This window comes from Runella sp. SP2, assembly GCF_003711225.1.
Lineage (GTDB): Bacteria > Bacteroidota > Bacteroidia > Cytophagales > Spirosomataceae > Runella.
This window is the reverse complement of record NZ_CP031030.1, coordinates 5,411,143-5,433,678: the sequence shown is the minus strand read 5'-3', so window position 1 is coordinate 5,433,678 and position 22,536 is coordinate 5,411,143. Positions and strand designations below refer to the sequence as shown.

Genomic DNA, 22,536 nt, shown 5'->3' with positions numbered 1-22,536 from the left:
TACACACAGAAAACTCGCTTTCAAATAATTTTTTGACGAACGGTTAAGCGACCATAAAAGGCTGCAAAAGTTCGTAAACTTTGTGAAGCGGCAAGCCCATGATGGTATAAAACGAACCTTCGATACGAGGAATTCCTATCATACCAATCCATTCTTGTACCCCATACGCTCCCGCCTTGTCGAAAGGGCGATAGTGGGTGATGTAGTACTCAATTTCACTGTCGGTGAGCGTTTTGAACGTGACATGGGCTACATCGCTGAGGGTTTTATAGCCTTGAGGACTTAGTAAACACACGCCTGTAATGACTTGATGCGACCTCCCCGACAATAGCTGTAACATATTGCGCGCTTCGGCGGCATCGGCTGGTTTGTTCAGAATAGTATCATCGACGACCACGACTGTATCGGCACAAAGAATGAGTTTATCGCCTAAATCATGGGCAAATTGTTCGGCTTTGTGTTGGGCCAAGTACCCAGCCACGTCCGAAACGGGCATATTCGAGGGAAAAAGCTCGTCGGTGGGGCGAACTTGCACCGTAAATTCAACCCCCATTTCCCGCAGTAATTGCTGACGGCGTGGAGAGTTGGAAGCAAGAACGAGAGCGTGAGAGAGGTTTATCATATCTTCTCTTTGTGCATAAGCGTTGCGACGCCTTTGGTTGTGATTTTGCCCGTCGTTACGTCAAATACCTCACCTAGAATTTCGCCTGTGTGCTTTTCGGGGTTGAGGCTTTGTACGGTAAACTTCACTTTGTAGTCGGTATCGACAAACATAGGGCGTAAAAACTGAAATGTTTGTCCCACATAAATCGAACCGTACCCAGGAAAACGAGTACCAATGATTTTGGTGAAAACACTAGCGCCTAGCATCCCGTGGATAATCGGGCGTTTGAAGGGCGTTGTAGCAGCGTAGTCGTGGTCTAAGTGCAAAGGATTGTCGTCGCCCGTAAGCTGAGCAAACGCAATTACTTCTTCTTGTGAAAAACGGAATTCGTACTCGTACGTATCGCCAATGGAAAGTTTCATTTTTATAAAGATTTAGAGGTAATATCAAGTTTGTTAAAGCGTTAGCTAAATTTATTTAAAGTTTTACCCGCCGATTGGCGCAGACTGAGAGGCGCAGATAACCGCAGATGAATGGCTTTATTAAATCCTTATCAGCGAAAATCTGCGTTTGTTTTATTCAGCGGACATCTGCGGGTAAAATAATGACTCGACATTCATTTTTAAAGGTTTGCGGTTTTTCCGCCATCTACGGGCAGGTTGATACCGCTGATGGCAGCGGCAGCGGGACTGCACAAAAAGGCCACGGCGGCGGCGACTTCTTCGGCTTCGGCAAAACGACCAATGGGTATTTCAGCTTCGAGTTGAGTGGCGATTTCTTCGACCGTTTTGCCCGTCGCTTGGGCGCGCATCTTGTTCACCGAATCCAAGCGCCCCGTTTTGGTATAACCAGGCAAAACGTTGTTGACCGTAATGCCAAATTTGCCGATTTCGAGCGAAAGCGTTTTTGCCCAACTCGCTACCGCCCAACGAATTGTATTAGACACGCCCAACCCCACAATAGGTTGTTTTACGGAAGTTGAAATGACGTTGATAATTCGGCCAAAACCTGCTTTTTTCATGGCAGGGACAACGGCTTGCGCCAAAAGTTGGTTGTTGACGAGGTGCATTTCAAAAGTAGCCAAAAATTGCTCGGGGGCAGCGTCGATGATAGGGCCACCCGTGGGGCCACCTGTATTGTTGACCAAAATGTGAACTTCAGGAAATTCGGCTAAATAGGCGTCGATGGCGTTTTTTACCAAACTACTACTGGCAAAATCGGCGACAAGATAGCGGTGGATTTGTCCTTTGCTTGTGTCAAGTGCCGACAAAGTTGCTTGTAACGAGGCTTCATTACGTGCCATGAGCGTGACATTGGCTCCTAAAAGGGCAAGCTCGACGGCCGAAGCACGCCCAATTCCTTGGGTACTTCCGCAGACAATGGCAGTTTTGTGGGTTAAGTCAAGATTCATTTGGTTCTAAAAATAGTTAGCGCGTTTGGACGATAGTAAAACCGTTTTTCAAAGATTTACGTTTGTTAAGTAAAACCATCGAAAATTATGCGCAGTTTCGCTTTTATTCTGTTTTTTGTCGTGGGGCTATTTGGTAGTTGTACTGCTACGCCAACCTCAACGGCCGCTCCCGTAGATCATTCGGCGTGGGACAAACTTCTCAAAAAACACGTAAACGACAAAGGATTTGTCAATTATACGGCGTTTAAAAAGGATTACGACGAGCTCAAAAAGTACTTGGATATGCTTAGTGCAAGCGCTCCTAACAATAAATGGACGAAAGAAGAGCAGTTGGCGTACTGGATTAATGCCTACAATGCCTTTACGGTTCAGCTTATTCTTGACCACTACCCTGGGATTTCTACTATCAAAGACATTGGCTCTAAAATTAAAATCCCGTTTGTGAGCGATGCGTGGACGGTCAATTTTATCGTCATTGGTGGAAAAAAAATGAACCTGAACGACATCGAACACGGAATTATTCGCAAAAAATTTGACGAACCTCGTATTCACTTTGCGTTGGTTTGCGCGGCAAAATCGTGCCCACCGCTGCGTAATGAGGCGTTTACAGCCGATCAACTCAACAAGCAACTTGATGAGCAAGGGAGAGATTTCTTGAATGATAAGTCTAAAAACAACATCCGCAAAGACAAAGCAGAATTATCGAAGATTTTGACGTGGTACGGCGGCGATTTTACCAAAAAAATGCCGATAGTGGAGTGGGTGAATAAATACTCGACGGTAAAAATAGACAAAAGTACCCCCGTATCTTACATGGATTATGATTGGGAGTTGAATGGGAAGTAGGGTGTTTGAGGTTTAGGGTTTTAGGTTTCGAGTTTAAAAATGGAATAAGCTTTGGTAGGGTAATAAAAATGTCGGGTTGTAAGCAACCCGACTCACTATTTAATAGCCTAAAACCAAGAAATGGCAAACCCCAAACTGGAAACCTCAAACCCTAAACTAAAACCTATGCCTTCACCGCTTTGGGCTTCAAGTCGGTAAGGTCTGAAATTTTAACAGGTTGACCCGTTTGAATGCTTTTTCGAGCACCGATTCCGACCAAAATCGCCATGGCACCGTCGCGGCTACCTGCCGACTGGCGGTAAGTATCTGGCGCGTTCGGGTTGCGGAAAATCTTATCTCGTAGGCGCGCATCTCCACCGCCGTGCCCTTCGGCTTGCGGAATTTTGATGTATTCGACATCGCCAAAGTTCTTCGACAACATCAATTCATCGTACGGTTCAATTGTCATTTTGCCCGATTCCTTAATCCAAGCTTCCAAACGGCCTTTTGTTCCGTTGAAAGCAATGCGGTAGCCCTCGTAAGGCGAATAAGTCGTCAGTGAATAACTTACGTTGACGCCATTGGCATAATGAATGGTTGCCGCCATTTTGTCAAAAATATTGATGTCTTCCTTGAAAACACAGCCATCGCGTAAGTAGCCATCGTGCTTTTCATTATCGACGTATAGAGAGACAAGACGTTTGTCTTTCGTCACGTCCCAGTAAAACTTACAGTCGTTTTTGTGGGCACAACTGCGGCAATTGTTGCCTCTAAGTGCTCCATTTTTACCGTAATGCTCCAAAGAACCTTGCGCAAAAACGCTCTCAGGTTCCGATTCTAACCACCAGTTGAGCAAATCAAAATGGTGACTGGCTTTGTGTACCCATAACGAACCACTGTTTTCTTTGAGGCGGTGCCAACGGCGGAAGTAGTCTGCCCCGTGGCGAACGTCCAAATACCAGTGGAAATCAACGGAGGTGACAGTCCCGATGGCGCCTTCACGGAGGAGTTCGTAGATTTTTTGGCGGTGCGGTGAATAACGGTAGTTGAACGTAACTGTCACTTTTTTACCCGTACGTTTTTCGGTATCCAAAATGGCCTGGCACTTGGCTTCGTCGGTGGTCATGGGCTTTTCGGTAACAATATCCGCACCCAGTTCCATCCCCCGTACAATAAACTTATCGTGCGTAGCATCGACCGTTGTTACAATGAGAATATCAGGCTTGGTTTCGGCCATCATTTTCTCAAAGTCAGTATAAAGCGGGCAGGTGACATTGAGCATTTTGCGGGCGGTTTCGGCGCGGCCAGGGTTGATGTCGCACAGGCCCACAAATTCGATGACGTCACCAAATTCTTTTACCACAGGTATGCCCCACATACTCGTCCCACGGTGACCCGTTCCGACCATCGCTACTTTGCGTTTGGCGTTGGGGGTTGCATTGGCAAACAAGGTCGAAGAAGCGAGCATTCCTGCTGTTGCCAACGAAGATTTCTGAATAAACTCGCGGCGATTAAACGTTTCTTGAGGAGTGTTCATGTATAAAATAGGTGGTTTATAAAACGAAATTAATCCATGTGAAATACACACTCGATGGACGTACTCACGGGTGAGTTGTCGGGGTTGGTGTCCATGATGTCGGCCATGTATGCCCACCATTTTTTGACAACAGGGTGGTTGGGGAGGTCGTCGGCGGTGTTGTTTTCGGTACGTTTTTGAACGGCAAACAAAATACCCGTGGCACGGTCTAAATAAATCGAATAATCATAAACTCCCGCCTCGGTGAGCACTGCGGAGAGTTCGGGCCAGATTTCGTCGTGGCGTTTTTTATACTCAGCCTCAAAACCAGGCTTTAGTTTCATTAAAAAAGCAACTTTTTCCATGTGTGTTTTGGGTAAGGAATAAAAGATAACAAACCAAAAAGAATCTTTGGGCTCAACCCTCCTGTACTGTTATGCATAGAAAACCAGATGTTCCTACAATTTGTCTAATGCTTGAGCCAAATCTTCAATGAGAAAATCGGCTTCTTCCAGCCCAATGTAAAAACGTATCAATCGGTGTTCTTGCTCATTAGGGTCAAAGTCGTCGGGGTGTAACCCTGCGCATTTGGGCAATACCAGCGATTCGTGCCCGCCCCAGCTTACGGCCAACAAAAAGTGTTGGAGATCAAAAGTAAAACGTTCGATTTGGGCGTGCGATTCGGCTTTGATGGCCACTGTGAGTAGGCCGCTTGCGCCCGTCATTTGTTTTTTAGCAAGCTCGTATTGAGGGAAATCGGGGTCAAGTGGAAAATAGACTTTCTCAATTTTGGGGTGAGTTTTGAAAAAAGACAACACTTTTTGGGTGCTTTCTGCGCTTTGTTTGAGGCGAATTGGCAACGTACGTAAGCCCCGCAGCAACAACCACGCATTGAAAGGCGACACAAAAGCCCCTGTATTGTGGGCTTCACGGTCAAAAATCTGTTTTATCATGGCTTTACTGCCCGTGAGCACACCCGCCACCGTGTCGGAGTGCCCGCCAATGTACTTGGTGGCCGATTGCAGACAAAGGTCAATGCCAAGGCGGTGCGGTTTTTGGAAAATAGGGGTGCAATAGCTGTTGTCGATAATGGTAATGATGCCCCGCGATTTGGCCAACTTCGCTACGGCCTCAATGTCTTGAAGTTCGAAGGTTAAGCTATTAGGCGATTCGAGATAAATGACTTTGGTGTTGGGCTGAAGGGCCTCTTCAAAATGTTCGATACGTGTGCCATCGATGTAAGTAGTTGTGACGTTGTAGCGAGTCAGTACGTTGTCAAACAGTTTCCAGGCCCAAGTGTAGGGTTTCTGAACACTAACGATGTGGTCGCCCGCTTGGACGTTGGACATGACGGCGCAAAAAATAGCCGAAGCACCGCTGTTGAGAACAAGGGCATCTTCGGCTTCGTCGAGGGCAGCGAGTTTTTTACGGAGAATATCCACCGTAGGGTTCATGCCTCGTGTATAGAGGTAATCCGACATTTCGTCTTCAAAAGCGCTGCGTAATGAAGCAAAGTCGTTGAAGGCAAAATTGCTGGTTTGGACAATCGGCGGGCTGACGGCGTTGAAGTACTGTTCGCGGTCTTCGGCGAGTTCGTTAATGATTTGGGAGTAGTGCATGGGAATAAAAAAAGGAACAAAACTCCGCGAAGATAACCGATTCTGTTAATTTGCTGTCTTACTACTTTTACTTCACTGTATGACATCACCTCGTTCGTTACGTGCGCTCATTGATACCCTCAAAACCAACCACCAAAACGTAGGGCTTTTGTGCAACCAAACCGCCTTTTTGTTTGAAGAAAAAATGTATTTGATGGATTGGTTGGCCAAAGAAAAAGTGCTGAAAACGATTTTTGTGCCCGAACATGGCCTTTTTTCTGAATTACAAGATCAAGAAGCCTTGGAAAATGCCGAAATCTATCATTTTTGGGAAGATGTCAGCTGCGTTTCGTTGTATGGACACGATGAGCTGAGTTTGAAAGTTTCGCCCGAAAAGGTGGAGGAATTGGATGATATTCTGATTGATATTCAGGATGTTGGGTGTCGGTATTTTACCTATTTGACGACCATTGCGTATTTGTTTGAGACGCTTACCCGTTGCCAACGCCCGCCGCGCGTGTGGGTGATAGACCACCCTAATCCCGCAGGTCGCCAAGTGGAAGGCTCTCCCATTTCGGCTACTTATGCGTCCTTCATAGGGCATGAGGGGCTATTGCACCGCCACGGCCTGACGCTCGGTGAAATCGCACTGTGGCTAAAGGGGTTTTATGGAGGGACGTTTGACTTACAGGTGCTTATGGGGGCGTCTCCCGACTATTTTATGCAAATTTACCCTTCTCCCAATTTCCCTTCGTTGCAAACTGCCAAGCTTTACAGCGGTCAGTGTTTGTTTGAAGCCACCATTTTGAGCGAAGGACGTGGCACTACGCGCCCTTTTGAAATAGTGGGCGCCCCTTTTTTGCGCTGGGAAACCCTCCACCGCATCAAACATGATGTTGAACACCTAAGCAAAGAGTACGGTTGGTTCAATTACGTGTTGAGGCCGCTCCAGTTTATTCCTACTTTTCATAAATATGCCAACGAACTCTGCGGTGGTTTTCAAATACACCTTTCTACGCAAGCAAAAAACCATTCATTGTTGAGTTCACTGCTGTTGCTACGCGTCTTTAACGAATACGTTCCGAATCTTTGGCGAGCAGGCGCTTACGAAAAAGGGAATCCGCGTACGGCGTCGGAGATTTTGGTTGGGGACGAATTGTTGATTGATTTTGTACAGGGTAAACAGCCGCTTTTAGAGGTAGTTTCTTGTTTAAAAGGTTCTGAAAGTCAATGGATTAATTCTGTTAGGCATTTGTCAAAAGAACCTCTTTTTTCGTTGCTTTAGTGCTTTTAGGTGGACCGTTAAATAACTTCGTGTAATAAATACGCAAAATATTTTGCAGGTTTGAATTGTAGTAATTTACTTTGTGTTGTTAATACGCAAAGCAAATGCAAGACGAACTATCAACATATCCTCGCCCTTCGGTTACTATCGACTGCGTTGTATTTGGTTACGATGGCGAACAGCTTTCGATTTTGTTGCTCAATCGCCGAGCTGAACCATTTGCCAATCAATGGACGCTACCAGGTGGTTTTTTACGCTTGGAAGAAACGTTTGAAGAGGCAGCACAACGGATTTTGAAGGAGAAAACGGGGATTGAAAATCTATTTTTAGAGCAATTATACACCTTTGGAGGGCTTTCGCGTGACCCTAGAGGTCGGGTCCTTTCGGTGGCCTATTACGCGTTGGTCAACCCTGCAAAATACCAATTGATGGTCGGGCAAATGGCGAATGACTTACGGTGGTTTAATTGGAAACAGCTCCCTTCGCTTGGGTTTGACCACGAGAACATTGCTCAGGTGGCGCAGGCGCGTTTAGCTGCCAAAATTCAGTACCGACCCATTGGTTTTGAATTGTTGAATGCCCAATTTACAATGAGCGAATTGCAGGCTTTGCACGAATGTATTTTGGACGAACCCCTCGACCGCCGCAATTTTCACAAACGCATGATGGCTTCGGGCCTATTGCGAAGCACAGGCGAGCGCCGAGAAGGGCTAAAAAGTCGTCCTGCTGAATTGTTTGAGTTTATCCCTTGAAAATTAAATAGATACGTTTACAGTTACCATGAAAACACTTCCCATTTTACTAAAAGACGGTTACAAAGTAGGACACAAATTCCAATATCCCGACGGGACGACGTTGGTGTATTCTAACTTTACGCCTCGTAAATCACGAAACCCAGAACAAAACGAAATTGTATTTTTTGGGTTGCAGTATTTTATCAAAGAATACCTCATTCGCCAGTTTGATGAAAATTTCTTTCAACGCCCCAAAGCCGAAGTTATCCAACAATACAAGCGTCGTATTGATAACTATTTGGGAAAAGATTGTATTCCATACGACCACGTAGAAGCATTGCATGACTTGGGGTATTTGCCGCTCGAAATCAAGGCATTACCCGAAGGTAGCCTTGTGTCAATGCGCGTGCCTGTTCTGACGATTCGCAATACAAAACCTGAATTTTTTTGGTTGACCAACATGCTCGAAACCTTGATGAGTACCATTTTATGGAAACCGAGCACCTCGGCCACAACGGCATTTGAATACTTCCAAACGTTTATCAATTATGCCCACGAAACCGTGGGGGATGACCTTAGTTTTGTGCCTTGGCAAGGCCACGATTTCAGTTTTAGAGGGATGTCTGGTATTGAAGATGCGGTGATGAGTGGGGCAGGACATCTGCTGAGCTTTACGGGAACCGATACTATTCCTGCCATTGATTTCTTGGAAAATTACTATAACGCAGATTGTGAAGCAGAATTGATTGGTGGTTCGGTGCCTGCTACAGAGCATAGCGTGATGTGTATGGGGACAAAAGATGGTGAAATAGAGACCTTTGAGCGATTGATTACGGAGGTGTATCCCGCTGGAATTGTTTCTATCGTGAGCGATACGTGGGATTTTTGGCAAGTGATTACGGAGTTTTTACCTAAACTCAAACACCAAATTTTGGCCCGTGAGGGAAAAGTAGTCATTCGCCCTGATAGCGGTGATCCTATAAAAATTATCGTTGGTGACCCAGCAGCGCCCGTCGGTTCACCCGAATACAAAGGGGCGATAGCGTGTATGTGGGAAACGTTTGGGGGGAGCGTTACGCCTCAGGGTTTTAAGCTATTGGATGCGCATATTGGCCTTATTTACGGAGATAGCATTACGCCTGCGCGGCAACTAGCCATTTTAGAAGGACTAAAACAAAAAGGGTTTGCCAGTTATAATGTGGTACTCGGAATAGGTTCATACACCTACGAATACGTGACACGCGATACATTTGGTTTTGCGATGAAGGCGACTTACGGCGAAGTAGATGGCGAAGGGCGTGATATTTTTAAAGACCCTAAAACCGACGATGGGACTAAAAAATCGGCCAAAGGACTGATGGCGGTGCATCGGGATGCTATTACGGGCAAGTACGTATTGCAAGACCAATGTACGTGGGAGGAAGAAGCCCAAGGTGAGCTTAAAACGGTCTTTTTGGATGGAAAACTTACTATTGATTGGACACTGTCGGAGATACGAACACGGGTGCAGCAACAGCTTTAACCCCACATTTTAAACCATATAAGTCATATAAGAGATTATAAGTTTTTGTTCTTATATGCCCTTATATGTCTTATATGGTTCAAAAAAATAAAGCAGAAATGTGACGACCCAAACTTGGCATAGGTCAAAGTGAAAACCACTTTTTAGACAAAATGCCAACCAAGACATACCTAAAAGATTTGACATACCAAGTCAATGGAGCGGCAATTGAAGTACACAAAGCCCTCGGCCCTGGACTGCTAGAAAATGTGTATCATAAGTGCCTAAAACACGAGTTACAGCTACGTGGTATCATTTTCCAATCAGAAATGCTTGTGCCCGTTTTGTACAAAGGTGTGAACGTGCAAGCTGACTTACGATGTGATTTGTTTGTTGAAAACTGCCTAGTCGTTGAGTTAAAAGCTGTTGATGCCGTTTTGCCGCTGTTTGAAGCGCAATTGATGACCTATATGAAATTACTTAAAGCTCCACTGGGGTTGTTAATCAATTTTAACGCTACTCATATTTTCAGTCAAGGGCAAAAAACGTACGTGAACGAGTATTACAGAGAATTAGCTGATAAATAGCTTATTTTGAACCATATAAGACACATAAGGGATTATAAGTTTTTGTTCTTATATGGTTCAAAAAAACAAAACTCAAATGAACCTTAACTTAATTACGCCACAAAAAAGCGAAATAGCTTTCAAAAGCTTTACTTTTCCCGACGGACAGCCGCACCTTCAATTGGAGGCTCTTCCCGCCGACACCAAGCACGTGCATATTTTGACACGTTTATCAACCATGAACGATGTATTTCTCTGCCTTGCCGCCAAAAATGCCCTCGATTATGCAGGCGTTGAGGCGGTAGATGTGACTATATCTTACCTAATGGCAGCTCGTATGGACCGAGTGATGACGGAAGGAGAGCCGTTTTCGCTGAAAATTGTGGCTGATATGCTCAATGCAGGGCAATTTCGTAAAGTCCACATTTTTGACCCACATTCCGACGTTGCTACGGCGCTTGTTCATCGTTCGGTAGCAATTTCTAACGTAACGTTGGTAAAAATGGCAATGAAAACATTTCTCAATCTTACCAATAACGACGGTTATTATTTGGTTTCGCCCGATTCAGGTGCATTAAAAAAGGTATATAAAATTGCAGCATCGATAGGTGCAGAGCGGGTGGCGGAATGTATCAAATTTAGGGATGTAAAAACGGGACAATTGTCAGGTTTTAAGACGTTTGAAGAAGATTTTGGCCAACGACCTTGTTTTATCATTGATGATATTTGTGACGGTGGCGGTACTTTTGCGGGACTGGCCGCACTTTTAAAAAGTCGAAACGCTGGCAAAGTAATATTGATTGTCAGTCATGGTATTTTTAGCCGAGGGTTTGATATTGCAGGAATAGATGGCATATTTAGTACCAATTCTTTCAAAGAATTTACTGAAACTCCGTCTTCGCTACGAATCTTCCCCGTAGAATCAGTTCTGTAAATATAGGTTTTCAATGAAAAAACTCATCACTGCAATCACAGCATGGATTTTTGCCTTTACCCTGTACGCCCAACCCAAAACCGTGGTTTTTCAAACTGATTTTGGCTTGAAAGACGGGGCTGTATCGGCCATGAAGGGCGTGGCCATGGGCGTAAACTCCGCGTTACGGTTGTTTGATTTGACCCACGAAATTCCTGCATATAACATTTGGGAAGCTGCGTACCGCCTCGAACAAACTGCAACCTACTGGCCCAAAGGAACGGTATTTGTGTCGGTGGTGGACCCAGGCGTGGGAACCGACCGTAAATCGGTAGTGCTAAAAACTAAAAGCGGGCATTTTTTTGTAGGGCCCGACAACGGGAGTTTTTCTTTGGTGGCAGAGTCGTTGGGGATTCAGGAAGTGCGAGAGATTGACGAAGCCATCAATCGAAGACGTAATTCACAAGGCTCTTATACCTTTCATGGGCGCGATGTGTATGCGTTTACGGCGGCGCGGTTGGCCGCGGGTGTCATTACGCTGGGGCAAGTAGGGACGCGTCTGTCCAACGAAGTGGTTCAAATTCCTTATCAAAAAGCGGTGGTGGAGGAAGATGCCATTATTGGAACTATCCCAATTTTGGACGTTCAGTACGGCAACGTTTGGACAAATATCCCCGCTGAAATGGTGAAAAAGTGGGGTTTAACGGCAGGTAAAAAGATAATGGTGACGGTTTGGGATGGCGACAAAGAAGTGTTTCGAGGAGAAATGCCTTTTGCCAATACGTTTGGGGAAGTGCCCGAAGGGCAAAATCTTTGTTATTTGAATAGCTTGATGAACTTCTCTTTTGCTGTCAATATGGGTGATTTTTCTACTAAATACAGTGTAAAAAGCGGTCCTAATTGGAAAGTAAAGCTAGAAAAACGCTGACATTCCAAGTTTCAAAAACTTGGAATGTCTTTCTTATTTCCGCGCCAAACGAGCATAGACTGTCGCTAACACAGGCTCACTTTCGTTGTGGAGGCGGTCGAGGGCCGTAACAGCGTAGGTATAGCGCCTGCCACGTTTGGCACTTTTATCAAGCGCACGTGTTTGACCTTCGTAACAACCTGCCAATAGGCGAGGGGCTTCACTGTCGGAATAACGATAGACGGCATAATAGTGAGCAAAACTGCCGTCGCGGGCTGCTTCAGAGGCCGCCCAACGCAGTTCGACGCCGTCGCGGGTATCTTTTACCTGTAAATTTTTGGGAGTCAGAGGGGCCGTATGGTCTTTCCACGGCATGGTAGGAGGAAATGCAGGCTCTTTGTAGAAATTGGTACGCAAGGAGTCGGCGTGCCCTAGTTTGTTTCCAATCAATGACTTTGAACTAAAGAAAACGCTCCCTAGGATTTCTGGATTGAGGCGAATAAACCGCATTTGATTGGGAAATTCAGATGGATTTGCCCAAGTTCTATCTTTGTCCTCGGTGCCAATCCGATACGGGCCTTGACCAATGTACAAATGACGGCCGTAGGTATAAGGCAACCACCAAGAAGTCACAATTTTAAAAGGGACTTTGTCAAATTTGGTTGAAAAATAAATCTGTGGAACGAGGTAATCAATCCAGCCCGCTTTCATCCATTTTTTCGTATCAGCATACAGATTATCGTAGGATGTTTGCCCAGCCTCCGTTGCTGAACCCGAAGGGTCGTCTTTGCGATTTCTCCATACCCCAAATGGACTTACCCCAAACTTAACGTACGGTTTTTCGGCCGTAATCGCATCGCTGATTTGTTTGATAAGTTTATCAACGTTGTCGCGGCGCCAGTCGTCCTTGTTACGAAATCGACCGCCGTATTGTTGGTAGGCTTCTTCGTCTTTGAGCGTTTGGCCAGTGACGGTGTAGGGATAAAAATAATCGTCGAAATGAATGCCATCCACGTCGTATTCGTGGACAATATTGGTCGTTACCGACGTAATATAATCCCTAACTTCAGGGAGGCCAAAGTTGAATAGCTTATAGCCATCGTAGTCAAATACCCATTCAGGATGCTTGCGGCCAATGTTATCGTTGGAAATACTCTTACTCGCTCGGTGAGCCGTGCGGTTGAGGTTGAGCCACGCATGAAATTCAATGCCCCGACGGTGGCATTCTTCAATCATAAAATCGAGGGGGTCGTAAAAAGGCTCGGGGGCTTTGCCTTGTTTTCCCGTCAGCCACTCTGACCAAGGTTCTTCCCCGCGCGCATAAAAAGCATCGGCTGCCGCCCGTACTTGCACAAATACCGCGTTGATACCCATCCGTTTGTGTGTTTCAATGAGCCGAATAAACTCCTCCCGTTGTTCAGCGGGAGGAAGGTTTTTGCGGCTGGGCCAATCAATGTTATCGACCGTTGCAATCCAAACCGCCCGCATTTCGCGTTTCATTCCCATTGGGCCAAAATCACGAGGCGTGGTACGCGGTTTTTTGGATGATTTGCAACCTTCTAACACTAAAAACAGCAGCAGGCAGAGCCAAGCGAGGTGTTTTTTCACGGAATGATGCAAGAGTTAAAAATGAGCAAAAAAGATTGGTTACATCCACAAATGTAATGATTTTGACCAATCAATTTTGCATCCTTTATCTTGCGGTATAAAAACCCTGAAAGTTGCCTATTTAGGCCGCGTTTGCTCACCCGTCAAAAATCCTACCATGTATAAATCAAAGCCACCTTTGCCTTGGGGACGGTTGGATGAAAAGACCCCTAAATGATAGTTAAAATCGTAGTTTGGAAGGGTTATTGGGCGGTACTCATCGTAAGAAGTATTCACATGACTTCCCATGTTTTCGGGTTGTGACCACGTTCCGTTGGTGAGTTGAGCAGAATAAATATCAAAACCTCCCAAACCACCCGCACGATTGGAAGTAAAGTATAGGGTATTGTCCCAATAGCTTGTTGCAAAGTGCGGACATTTGTCGTCGGCGGGTGAAGAAAGCTGCGTATTTTTCTTAACGGGTAGAATCGCCCTGGCTAATAAGGTGGACAAAAGCTGGGTTTTGTCGTTGGGCAAATCGGCCTCAAAAATGTCAAAATTCCCCTCGCGGTTGGAGCAAAAATAGACTTTGCTAAAATCTGAATTGAAAGAAGGATAGGCGTCGTCGTTGGTGCTGTTGAGCCATGCTACTTCAAAAGGGCCTTCAGCGGTGTTTTTGTCGTTGAAATTATGCACAAACTTAATTTGTAAATCCCCCGATGAATCGTCGGCATAAAGCAACAAAAATTTACCCTCATGGCGACTACTTCCGCTGTTGATAATTTGTCGGTCGAATGAATAAACCACTGGCCCTAGCACATTGCACGATTGATTGGCCTTCCGTACTAAAAGCTGGTAGTAAGGTTCGTCTTTGGCAATGTCGAGGTTGGATTGAATGCCGACTTTGGCATTGAGTAAATTGGTTTTATCGTCGTATTCGAGCTCAAAAGGTTTAGCAACAAGGTTAAAAAGCTCTTTAAGGTCACGTTTTGAGGAAAAAATAAGGTAGCCATTTCCGTAGCGGTTGCCTGGCAAAGCAGAATTATAATCGTCAAATTCAGAATTAAAGGCTTCTAAATTGACGGGCTGGGAAAGAAATTTTCCATTGCGGTCATTAAAAAGACCATTGGGGCATGCAGTCATTAAACATATAATTGCAGCAGCAATTCCAAAAGATAAGAGGCGGTTCATAGAAGAGGTGAGTCTAGTTTTTGAGAAGACGCAAAAAAGAAGCATAACGTTGGATTGTGCCTCAGGGTACTCGCATCGTGTCTCAGGGTACTCATACCCTGAGGACTGTCAGGATTGCTTGGTCGGGATATGAGTATCCCTCCTCACGCGTCGTGCCTCAGGGTACTCGCGTTGTGTCTCAGGGTACTCATACCCTGAGAAATGTCAGGATTGCTTGGTCGGGATATGAGTATCCCTCCGCACGCGTTGTGCCTCAGGGTACTTGCGTCGTGTCTCAGGGTACTCATACCCTGAGGACTATAGAGAAAAAAATAGCCCGAACACAAAGGCTCGGGCTTGCAAGGGGTAGGTAGAAAGCGAAAGATTAATTGTCCTTAGGTGAGTTCAGAGGATACTGCGTATCTTCTTTTGGCGCTACCTGAGGAGCGTGCTCTTGCGCGTATTTCTCGTAATTGAGGTCTTTTTCAGAAACTTTCGTCGTTACAGGTTCCAACACGGCTTCTACGTGTTTTTCAACCGTAAACTTCACAGCGTCAACGGCAGCTTGGGTACGGAGGTAATACATACCCGTTTTTAAGCCTTTTTTCCACGCGTAGAAGTGCATCGACGTAAGTTTGCCGTAGTTGGCATTTTCCATGAAAATATTCAACGACTGCGACTGACAAATATAGGCACCACGGTCGGCAGCCATGTCAACAATCGTCTTTTGTTTGATCTCCCAAGCTGTTTTGTAAAGGTCTTTGAGGTGTTGTGGTATTTCGGCGATTTTCTGAACCGAACCGTTGTGCATCATCAACTTGTTCTTCATCGAATCGTTCCACAAACCTTCTTTTACGAGGTCTTTGAGGAGGTATTTATTAACAACCACAAACTCACCCGACAATACGCGACGAACGTAGAGGTTAGAAGTAAATGGTTCGAAACATTCGTTGTTACCCAAAATTTGGCTGGTAGAAGCTGTTGGCATAGGTGCCAACAAAAGTGAATTGCGAACACCGTGTTTCACCACATCTTTGCGAAGCTGTTCCCAGTTCCAGCGGCCACTCTTAGGCGTTACGTTCCACATATCAAATTGGAAGATACCCTCAGAAATTGGTGAGCCTTTCCACGTTTCGTAAGCACCGTCGTTTTGAGCCAACTCCATCGAGGCTACCAACGAGCCGTGGTAAATCGTTTCGTGGATATCTTCATTGAGGCGGCGGGCTTCTTCGGATTCAAACGGCATACGCATCAACAAGAACGCATCGGCCAACCCTTGGATACCAATACCGATGGGGCGGTGGCGTTTGTTACTACGTTCTGCTTCAGGTACGGGATAGTAGTTGAGGTCAATGATTTTGTTGAGGTTGCGCGTTACCACTTTTGTGATTTCAAACAACTTCTCATGGTTGAAATGTAAGAATCCGTCGGGACCTTGTTCTACAAATTTTGGCAATGAAATCGAGGCCAAATTACAAACCGCTACTTCGTCAGGAGAGGTGAATTCCATGATTTCAGTACACAAGTTCGACGACTTGATGGTTCCCAAGTTCTTTTGGTTCGACTTGCGGTTAGCGTGGTCTTTGTAGAGCATGTAAGGCGTCCCTGTCTCGATTTGCGACTCCATAATCGCAAACCAAAGGTCTTGGGCTTTTACCGTTTTGCGGGCTTTCCCATCGCGTTCGTATTGAGTATATAATGCCTCAAACTCATCGCCATACGTATCTGCTAAACCTGGGCATTCGTGAGGGCAAAGCAACGACCAAGTATCGTTGGCTTCTACGCGCTTCATAAACAAGTCAGGAATCCACATGGCGTAGAACAAATCGCGAGCGCGGAGTTCTTCTTTCCCGTGGTTTTTCTTCAATTCTAAGAAATCAAAAATGTCGGCGTGCCAAGGTTCCAAATAAATGGCAAACGAGCCTTTACGCTTACCACCGCCTTGGTCCACGTAGCGGGCAGTGTCGTTGAATACGCGCAACATCGGTACGATACCGTTAGAATTACCATTGGTCCCTTTGATGTAGCTACCTTTTGCACGGATATTATGAATGCTTACCCCGATTCCTCCTGCCGACTGCGAAATGAGCGCGCATTGCTTGAGGGTGTCATAGATACCCGCGATGCTATCTTCTTTCATCGTCAACAAGAAGCAGCTCGACATCTGTGGTTTCGGTGTTCCTGCGTTGAAAAGCGTAGGAGTTGCGTGCGTAAACCATCTTTCAGAAAGCAAATTGTAGGTTTCAATGACTGAATCTAAATCGTCCAAGTGAATCCCTACTGCTACCCGCATCAGCATGTGCTGAGGGCGTTCGGCGATTTTGCCGTTTAACTTCAAAAGGTATGATTTTTCAAGCGTTTTATACCCAAAATAGTCGTAGCCGTAATCGCGGTCGTAAATGATTGTTGAGTCGAGCAAAGCAGCGTGTTTGCGAATCACGTCGTAAGCTTCTTTCGAAATCAACGAAGCATTTTCGTTCGTTTTAGGGTCAGTGTAAGTATAAAGTTGCTTCATCGTTGCGGAGAACGACTTCAGCGTGTTTTTGTGCAAATTGGAGATAGCAATACGCGCGGCCAAGATGGCGTAATCGGGGTGCTTCGTGGTCATAGAGGCGGCGGTTTCGGCGGCTAACACGTCCAATTCGGCCGTAGTTACACCGTCGTAGATACCAGATACCACTTTTTTCGCCACTTCAATTGGCTGAACGTAAGCAGCTTCCAGTCCGTAGCACAACTTCTCTATGCGGGAAGTGATTTTATCAAATTTGACCGATTCACGGCGGCCATCGCGTTTAACAACATACATAGGTACTTCGTATTTTTATTGGGGTGATTGTCTGTTTTGTACTGATTTTGGTTTGAAAAGCACAATTCACTTTTGCACGTGCCCAAAAGAGCACCTGAAAGGGCAAATAGCTTGTCATTGGTTTTGCGAAATTACAAACGTTTTATGAGTGACCCTAATCAAAAAAACAGATGTTGAATCACTTTTTAGGCCGTCGTATAGTGTTCTGAAATTAGTAACGAATTTGCTATTAGCAGGTTACGAGTCTCTTGGTTAGGGCATTCACTTTTGAAAAAATAAGAAAAAAATACAAAAATTATAAGAGAGTATCGTAGCCCATTAAATTGCAATGTTGGGAGCTTTTCGTGGTACAATTTACGACGAACCTTTGGGCTCATTCAACTTTTTGGGAGTTTTTTTTTCGATGAATTTATCAAACGGTATTTTCCCGCTATTTATTAGGCATATTCAAAAAGGATATTACAGGGTGTCGTACCGCCAAAGGGGAAAAATGTCTCCCTTTTTGAACTCGGTTTGCTCCTTGGGTAGCTCTAAAAACCCTTGATTTTCAACCAAATTGGCAAAATCTCCCGAGCCATGTCCCATCACTGGACGTGCCATCAATGTGGCATTCTCTTGGTATAGTTGAACTTGCAAAAAATAAGTCAATGGAGAGGTATAAACATAGTCTGCGCTCAAGGCCGCGTAGGTGTGGTCGAAAGCTACCAGTCCCAACGATTGTCGTAGCCACGGGATAAAATACCGACGCGCGCACAGAAACGAAGATACGGGATTTCCTGGCAAAGCAAAGACAACGTTACGGTCTTTTCGCCCAAACCAGAAAGGTTTGCCAGGTTGTTGGCTCAGTTTATGAAAATACTTCTGCACGCCTTCGGCTTGAAGGGCTTTTGGAATAAAATCTTTCTTTCCCTGCGATACCCCACCGCACAAAATAAGGACGTCGTATTGTTGGAGTGCTTGTTGAATGGCCTCCTGCGTGGTAGCCAAATCATCGGGAATATGGATAAAATCCACCTCGATTTGGTACGGTTTGAGCAAAGTAGCAATGCAATGTACGTTGGAGCTGCGAATCTGGTGAGGGAGCGGGGTGGCCTCTACAGGAACCAGCTCGTCGCCCGAAGTAATAATCACCACCGAAGGTAGTTTTTTTACCTTTACCTTTGTTGCCCCAACGCTAGCGGCTATGGCGATTTCGGGCGGCCCCAACAGCGTACCTGTAGGTACAATAGCGCTGCCTGCCATGCGGTCTTCGCCCCGAAAGTGCACATTTTGTTTCTCACGAACGGTAAATTTGAGCTGAGCTACTCCGTTTTCGATGGCCACGTCCTCGTATTTGATGACTGTATCGGTATTGATGGGAAGCGACGCCCCTGTCATTACCTCAATACAAGCCGCAGGATTTTGAAGCGTGTGCTGGACGTCGCCCGCGGTTTGGGTACTTTCAATCCGAAAGTCACGTTGGCCCTTTTGGTAACTTTGCCATTGAATCGCAATTCCGTCCATTGTCACGCGGTCGAAAGGAGGAAAATCGCGGTCAGCTACCAGCGGTTCGGCCAGTACGCGACGATAAGCGTCAGTGAAAGCAACGGACTCAGCACCGTAGTCGAGGGTATTTTCTAAAATAATGCGCGTGGCGTCGTTTACAGAGGTCAATTCCATAGCAAATAAATCAATCGCGTTCGTGAATAGGGGTTGTGCGAAGGCGTAAAGCTTCTCCCGTACGTTGGGAAAAAACGGCCCGTATTTCGGCTAAAATCGACAAGGCAATTTCTTCGGGTGAAATAGCGCCTATGTCCAAACCTACGGGGGCGTGAATTCGTTCGCTTTCGGCATTTGAAATAACAATCCCTTCGTCAGAAAGTTCTTTAAGGATTTTTTCGGAACGGACTTTCGGACCCAACATCCCCACGTAACTCGCTGCCGTTTGTAGCACTTTGGGAAGGTTGTATTTGTCGGTCTTAAAATCGTGCGACATGAGAATAATTGCCGTGTGTTCGTCGATTAAAATGGTGCTAAAATCGGCAGGTGCAACAATTGCATCGGTGACAGCCAGCAATTTAGACATCAGTTTCTGAGGATTGGCAACGATGGTCGCCCGCCAGCCAATTTCTTTCGTAAGACGAGCCAACGGCAACACATCGTATTGGTGCCCCATCAATACAAGGTGAATTTCGGGGGGAAGAATTTCGATGAACAATTCAAGCGTTCGGCCGTCGGGGAGGTCAAACGCCTTGGGACGTGAGCGCCCTTTTTCGGCATAGATCTCTATGGTATGGCTAAGTTCTGTCTGAAGGCTTGGGTTGCCTAAAAATGCAATGCTTTCAGGTCCCGTATAGCGGAGCATCGTTCCTGCTTGTAAGCCTTGATAGTCATCTTCTAACCCAATTACCGTCAATAAAATATGCGTCTGACGGCGCTCGTTCATGCAGCTTTTGAGAATTTCAACGGGATTATTCGCATCCTCAAAAGAAAGGGGAGTCAATAAAACGTCAATCACCCCGTTGCATCCCAATCCGACGCCGATTTGGTGTTGGTCGTCTTCCGTGGTATCGTAGGTCACTAAACTCGCTTTCGATTTGGCAATGGCAAGGCGTGCCCGCTTGAGAGCATCGCCCTCCAAACATCCGCCACTGATGCCCCCTACCCACACGCCGTCGTCCATAACAAGCATACGGGCACCCGTACGACGATACGACGACCCTTCGACGCGCACAACGGTGGCGAGGGCGGCTTTGGTAGTGCTGCGGTCGATGCGGTCGTAGGCTTCGATGATGGCTTTGATTTCTTTCATGTGAATGTGCTAATTTATCTTGGTAAGAGTCACAACAAAAATAGAGGATTCCCAATTCCCACCAATGATATTCGTTAGCATTGGTCGATTTCGTTCGCGATATTTGCGGCCAAAGCAATTATTAACAAACCGAGAATGAAGACAATTGTTGTGTATTGTGGGGCAAACGCAGGCAAGCGACCTGAATATTTTCAAGCAGCCGAGGAAGCTGGGCGCGCGTTGGCCAACCGAGGGATAAGTCTGGTCTATGGGGGAGGAAATTTGGGGTTGATGGGAGCCGTTGCCGATGGGGTATTGGCAGGAGGACAAAAAGTAACGGGAATTATTCCTAATTTCTTGGCCGAATTGGAAGTGGCGCATAAAACGCTTACCGAAATCCATTTTGTGGACACAATGCACGAGCGCAAAGCCAAAATGGTCTCTATGTCTGACGGGGTGATTGCGCTCCCTGGTGGATTCGGGACCCTCGACGAACTGTTTGAAATCCTGACGTGGGCGCAGTTGAAAATTTTTCATGGACCCGTCGGGGTGTTGAATGTCAACGGTTTCTATAATCACTTACTAGCCCACATCGACCACATGGTGCAAGAAGGATTTTTGAAAGCCGAAAACCGTGCATTGCTCTTGGTGGCGGATACGATTGACGAATTATTGGATAAAATGATGGCGTTTGAACGGAATGAAACCAAACTGGAACTGAAGAACATTCAGCACGAGAATGGGGGGGCTGTTTAACTAATAGAGCGAATAACAAGTGCAGTTGGTTTCTCAAAACCAACCCCGAGGATGCTCACATCCTCGTTTTTAATCAAAGATTCAATTGACAATGGCAAAGACACTTCAAAACCTACTAGCGGGCGTTCCGATTAGCTCAGTAATTGGAAATACCGATATTGAAATCAGTTCCATCGAATTTGATTCTCGAAAAGTAACTTCGGGAAGTTTGTTTGTGGCTCAAAAAGGGACGCAGGTAGATGGGCATGAGTTTATCCCGAAAGTCATTGAAATGGGCGCAGTGGCTATTTTATGTCAAGATATACCCAACAATTTGGCCGAAGGAATTGCCTACATTCAAGTGGCGGACTCCGCCCGAGCGATGGGGCAAATGGCATCTAATTTTTACGATAATCCATCGGCGAAGCTTAAATTAGTAGGGGTTACAGGAACCAACGGGAAAACATCGTCCGTGACGTTGTTGTTCAAACTATTCCGCCAATTAGGGCATCGCGTAGGATTACTTTCGACGGTGCAAAACCAAATTGACGACGATATTATTCCTTCGACGCATACAACACCAGATTCAGTTAAAATCAATGAGTTGTTGGCCGAAATGGTTCGCCGTGGGTGTGCGTATTGCTTTATGGAAGTGAGTTCACACGCGGTGGCACAGGAACGCATCGCAGGGCTGACGTTTGCGGGAGGAATCTTTACCAACATTACCCACGACCACCTCGATTTTCATAAAACGTTCGATAACTACATCAAAGCCAAAAAAGGGTTCTTTGACCAGTTGCCTAAAACAGCCTTCGCGCTGGTAAACATCGACGACCGCCGTGGGGGAGTAATGGTGCAAAACACCGCAGCCCGTAAAGAAACCTATTCGTTACAAACCGTTGCTACCTTTAAAGGTAAACTCATTGCGGATAGCCTTTTTGGGCTTCAAATGGAGGTTGACGGGCAGGAAGTTTGGTTTAAATTGATTGGGAGATTCAATGCCTACAACCTATTGGGCGTATATGGCGCGGCTATTTTGTTGGGCGAAGATACCGAACAGGTGTTGACGGCGCTTTCGGCAGTTACGCCGCCGCCAGGCCGTTTTGAGCAGGTGGTAAGTCCGAACGAAGTGGTGGGAATCGTGGATTATGCCCACACACCCGATGCCCTACAAAATGTATTGGAAACCATCAACGAACTGCGCGAAGGCAACCAGCAAGTGATTACGGTGGTGGGTTGTGGCGGAAATCGCGATGCAACCAAGCGCCCCGAAATGGCGCGAATTGCCTGCGAATTGAGCAATAAAGTGATTCTAACGTCCGATAATCCGCGCAATGAAGACCCGTTCGCGATTTTGGAACAAATGCAAGCAGGCGTTTCGCCCGTTGACTTTAAGAAAACCAAAACCATCGAAGACCGCCGCGAAGCCATTCGGTACGCGGTGTCATTGGTCCAGCCGCACGATATTATTTTGGTAGCGGGCAAAGGCCACGAAACCTACCAAGAAATCAAAGGCGTAAAGCATCATTTCGATGATAGGGAGGAGTTGCGAGCGGCGTTTGAGTAACCAGTCAATGTAAAAATGTTGTAACTTTACGTAAGTTCAGA

20 protein-coding genes are annotated in these 22,536 nt (G+C 46.0%); 9 read left to right on the top strand and 11 right to left on the bottom strand.

Annotation, left to right across the window (positions count from 1 at the left end):
• Positions 1-43: 43 nt before the first annotated feature.
• The 3 genes from DTQ70_RS21870 to DTQ70_RS21860 form a co-directional block, all read right to left on the bottom strand.
• Complete coding sequence (locus DTQ70_RS21870) at positions 44-622, bottom strand: nucleoside triphosphate pyrophosphatase (protein ID WP_122932789.1); 579 nt, start codon at positions 620-622, stop codon at positions 44-46.
• On the bottom strand, positions 619-1,026 hold the full coding sequence (locus DTQ70_RS21865) for a MaoC family dehydratase (RefSeq protein WP_122932788.1): 408 nt from the start codon (positions 1,024-1,026) through the stop codon (positions 619-621). Before DTQ70_RS21865 ends, DTQ70_RS21870 begins: the two co-directional genes overlap by 4 nt.
• Positions 1,027-1,226: 200 nt before the next feature.
• A complete protein-coding gene (locus DTQ70_RS21860; protein WP_122932787.1) occupies positions 1,227-2,015 on the bottom strand; it encodes an SDR family oxidoreductase in 789 nt (262 codons plus the stop codon).
• 87 nt (positions 2,016-2,102) lie between these two features.
• Here DTQ70_RS21860 and DTQ70_RS21855 point away from each other — a divergent pair, with 87 nt between their 5' ends.
• The gene (locus DTQ70_RS21855) at positions 2,103-2,861 is read left to right on the top strand and encodes a DUF547 domain-containing protein (protein ID WP_122932786.1); all 759 of its coding nucleotides are present in this window, start codon (positions 2,103-2,105) and stop codon (positions 2,859-2,861) included.
• A 163-nt stretch (positions 2,862-3,024) separates the two neighbouring features.
• Here the strand turns inward: DTQ70_RS21855 and DTQ70_RS21850 are convergent, their stop codons facing one another.
• The 3 genes from DTQ70_RS21850 to DTQ70_RS21840 form a co-directional block, all read right to left on the bottom strand.
• Complete coding sequence (locus tag DTQ70_RS21850; protein WP_122932785.1) at positions 3,025-4,377, bottom strand: Gfo/Idh/MocA family protein; 1,353 nt, start codon at positions 4,375-4,377, stop codon at positions 3,025-3,027.
• Between the two features lie 29 nt (positions 4,378-4,406).
• Positions 4,407-4,721 (bottom strand): L-rhamnose mutarotase, encoded by a 315-nt coding sequence (gene rhaM, locus DTQ70_RS21845; RefSeq protein WP_122932784.1) that lies wholly within the window; start codon positions 4,719-4,721, stop codon positions 4,407-4,409.
• Positions 4,722-4,814: 93 nt separating this feature from the next.
• Complete coding sequence (locus DTQ70_RS21840) at positions 4,815-5,975, bottom strand: PLP-dependent aspartate aminotransferase family protein (RefSeq protein WP_122932783.1); 1,161 nt, start codon at positions 5,973-5,975, stop codon at positions 4,815-4,817.
• A gap of 79 nt (positions 5,976-6,054) precedes the next feature.
• Here DTQ70_RS21840 and DTQ70_RS21835 point away from each other — a divergent pair, with 79 nt between their 5' ends.
• From DTQ70_RS21835 to DTQ70_RS21810, 6 genes are all read left to right on the top strand, one after another.
• Entirely contained in the window at positions 6,055-7,239 is a 1,185-nt protein-coding gene (locus DTQ70_RS21835; RefSeq protein WP_122932782.1) for a DUF1343 domain-containing protein, read from the top strand.
• Positions 7,240-7,343: 104 nt separating this feature from the next.
• Positions 7,344-7,991 (top strand): NrtR DNA-binding winged helix domain-containing protein, encoded by a 648-nt coding sequence (locus DTQ70_RS21830; RefSeq protein WP_122932781.1) that lies wholly within the window; start codon positions 7,344-7,346, stop codon positions 7,989-7,991.
• Positions 7,992-8,019: 28 nt separating this feature from the next.
• The gene (locus DTQ70_RS21825; RefSeq protein WP_122932780.1) at positions 8,020-9,495 is read left to right on the top strand and encodes a nicotinate phosphoribosyltransferase; all 1,476 of its coding nucleotides are present in this window, start codon (positions 8,020-8,022) and stop codon (positions 9,493-9,495) included.
• A gap of 152 nt (positions 9,496-9,647) precedes the next feature.
• The gene (locus tag DTQ70_RS21820; RefSeq protein ID WP_122932779.1) at positions 9,648-10,061 is read left to right on the top strand and encodes a GxxExxY protein; all 414 of its coding nucleotides are present in this window, start codon (positions 9,648-9,650) and stop codon (positions 10,059-10,061) included.
• A gap of 76 nt (positions 10,062-10,137) precedes the next feature.
• A complete protein-coding gene (locus DTQ70_RS21815; RefSeq protein ID WP_164490150.1) occupies positions 10,138-10,974 on the top strand; it encodes a ribose-phosphate pyrophosphokinase in 837 nt (278 codons plus the stop codon).
• Between the two features lie 13 nt (positions 10,975-10,987).
• The gene (locus DTQ70_RS21810) at positions 10,988-11,881 is read left to right on the top strand and encodes an S-adenosyl-l-methionine hydroxide adenosyltransferase family protein (RefSeq protein WP_122932777.1); all 894 of its coding nucleotides are present in this window, start codon (positions 10,988-10,990) and stop codon (positions 11,879-11,881) included.
• A 33-nt stretch (positions 11,882-11,914) separates the two neighbouring features.
• On the opposite strand, the gene DTQ70_RS21805 is transcribed toward DTQ70_RS21810, so the two are convergent.
• From DTQ70_RS21805 to DTQ70_RS21785, 5 genes are all read right to left on the bottom strand, one after another.
• Positions 11,915-13,468, bottom strand: a complete 1,554-nt coding sequence (locus DTQ70_RS21805; RefSeq protein ID WP_122932776.1) for a glycoside hydrolase family 10 protein — start codon at positions 13,466-13,468, stop codon at positions 11,915-11,917.
• Between the two features lie 117 nt (positions 13,469-13,585).
• A complete protein-coding gene (locus DTQ70_RS21800) occupies positions 13,586-14,638 on the bottom strand; it encodes a PD40 domain-containing protein (protein ID WP_164490149.1) in 1,053 nt (350 codons plus the stop codon).
• 364 nt (positions 14,639-15,002) lie between these two features.
• Positions 15,003-17,423: a ribonucleoside-diphosphate reductase subunit alpha gene (locus DTQ70_RS21795; protein ID WP_122932774.1), complete on the bottom strand. Its 2,421-nt coding sequence runs from the start codon at positions 17,421-17,423 to the stop codon at positions 15,003-15,005.
• A gap of 459 nt (positions 17,424-17,882) precedes the next feature.
• The gene (locus tag DTQ70_RS21790) at positions 17,883-19,082 is read right to left on the bottom strand and encodes a molybdopterin molybdotransferase MoeA (protein WP_122932773.1); all 1,200 of its coding nucleotides are present in this window, start codon (positions 19,080-19,082) and stop codon (positions 17,883-17,885) included.
• A 10-nt stretch (positions 19,083-19,092) separates the two neighbouring features.
• Positions 19,093-20,214, bottom strand: coding sequence for an XdhC family protein (locus DTQ70_RS21785; protein ID WP_122932772.1), 1,122 nt, complete (start codon positions 20,212-20,214; stop codon positions 19,093-19,095).
• 135 nt (positions 20,215-20,349) lie between these two features.
• On the opposite strand from DTQ70_RS21785, the gene DTQ70_RS21780 reads away from it, so the two are divergent.
• Positions 20,350-20,949: a TIGR00730 family Rossman fold protein gene (locus DTQ70_RS21780; protein ID WP_122932771.1), complete on the top strand. Its 600-nt coding sequence runs from the start codon at positions 20,350-20,352 to the stop codon at positions 20,947-20,949.
• A 91-nt stretch (positions 20,950-21,040) separates the two neighbouring features.
• Positions 21,041-22,495, top strand: coding sequence for a UDP-N-acetylmuramoyl-L-alanyl-D-glutamate--2,6-diaminopimelate ligase (locus DTQ70_RS21775; RefSeq protein WP_122932770.1), 1,455 nt, complete (start codon positions 21,041-21,043; stop codon positions 22,493-22,495).
• Positions 22,496-22,536: the final 41 nt, after the last annotated feature.

What these genes read in the sequence shown, in the direction of transcription:
- DTQ70_RS21870 (WP_122932789.1), bottom strand. Translation starts at nt 622, where the DNA reads ATGATAAACCTCTCTCACGCTCTCGTTCTTGCTTCCAACTCTCCACGC.
- DTQ70_RS21865 (WP_122932788.1), bottom strand. Translation starts at nt 1,026, where the DNA reads ATGAAACTTTCCATTGGCGATACGTACGAGTACGAATTCCGTTTTTCA.
- DTQ70_RS21860 (WP_122932787.1), bottom strand. Translation starts at nt 2,015, where the DNA reads ATGAATCTTGACTTAACCCACAAAACTGCCATTGTCTGCGGAAGTACC.
- DTQ70_RS21855 (WP_122932786.1), top strand. Translation starts at nt 2,103, where the DNA reads ATGCGCAGTTTCGCTTTTATTCTGTTTTTTGTCGTGGGGCTATTTGGT.
- DTQ70_RS21850 (WP_122932785.1), bottom strand. Translation starts at nt 4,377, where the DNA reads ATGAACACTCCTCAAGAAACGTTTAATCGCCGCGAGTTTATTCAGAAA.
- rhaM (WP_122932784.1), bottom strand. Translation starts at nt 4,721, where the DNA reads ATGGAAAAAGTTGCTTTTTTAATGAAACTAAAGCCTGGTTTTGAGGCT.
- DTQ70_RS21840 (WP_122932783.1), bottom strand. Translation starts at nt 5,975, where the DNA reads ATGCACTACTCCCAAATCATTAACGAACTCGCCGAAGACCGCGAACAG.
- DTQ70_RS21835 (WP_122932782.1), top strand. Translation starts at nt 6,055, where the DNA reads ATGACATCACCTCGTTCGTTACGTGCGCTCATTGATACCCTCAAAACC.
- DTQ70_RS21830 (WP_122932781.1), top strand. Translation starts at nt 7,344, where the DNA reads ATGCAAGACGAACTATCAACATATCCTCGCCCTTCGGTTACTATCGAC.
- DTQ70_RS21825 (WP_122932780.1), top strand. Translation starts at nt 8,020, where the DNA reads ATGAAAACACTTCCCATTTTACTAAAAGACGGTTACAAAGTAGGACAC.
- DTQ70_RS21820 (WP_122932779.1), top strand. Translation starts at nt 9,648, where the DNA reads ATGCCAACCAAGACATACCTAAAAGATTTGACATACCAAGTCAATGGA.
- DTQ70_RS21815 (WP_164490150.1), top strand. Translation starts at nt 10,138, where the DNA reads ATGAACCTTAACTTAATTACGCCACAAAAAAGCGAAATAGCTTTCAAA.
- DTQ70_RS21810 (WP_122932777.1), top strand. Translation starts at nt 10,988, where the DNA reads ATGAAAAAACTCATCACTGCAATCACAGCATGGATTTTTGCCTTTACC.
- DTQ70_RS21800 (WP_164490149.1), bottom strand. Translation starts at nt 14,638, where the DNA reads ATGAACCGCCTCTTATCTTTTGGAATTGCTGCTGCAATTATATGTTTA.
- DTQ70_RS21795 (WP_122932774.1), bottom strand. Translation starts at nt 17,423, where the DNA reads ATGTATGTTGTTAAACGCGATGGCCGCCGTGAATCGGTCAAATTTGAT.
- DTQ70_RS21790 (WP_122932773.1), bottom strand. Translation starts at nt 19,082, where the DNA reads ATGGAATTGACCTCTGTAAACGACGCCACGCGCATTATTTTAGAAAAT.
- DTQ70_RS21785 (WP_122932772.1), bottom strand. Translation starts at nt 20,214, where the DNA reads ATGAAAGAAATCAAAGCCATCATCGAAGCCTACGACCGCATCGACCGC.
- DTQ70_RS21780 (WP_122932771.1), top strand. Translation starts at nt 20,350, where the DNA reads ATGAAGACAATTGTTGTGTATTGTGGGGCAAACGCAGGCAAGCGACCT.
- DTQ70_RS21775 (WP_122932770.1), top strand. Translation starts at nt 21,041, where the DNA reads ATGGCAAAGACACTTCAAAACCTACTAGCGGGCGTTCCGATTAGCTCA.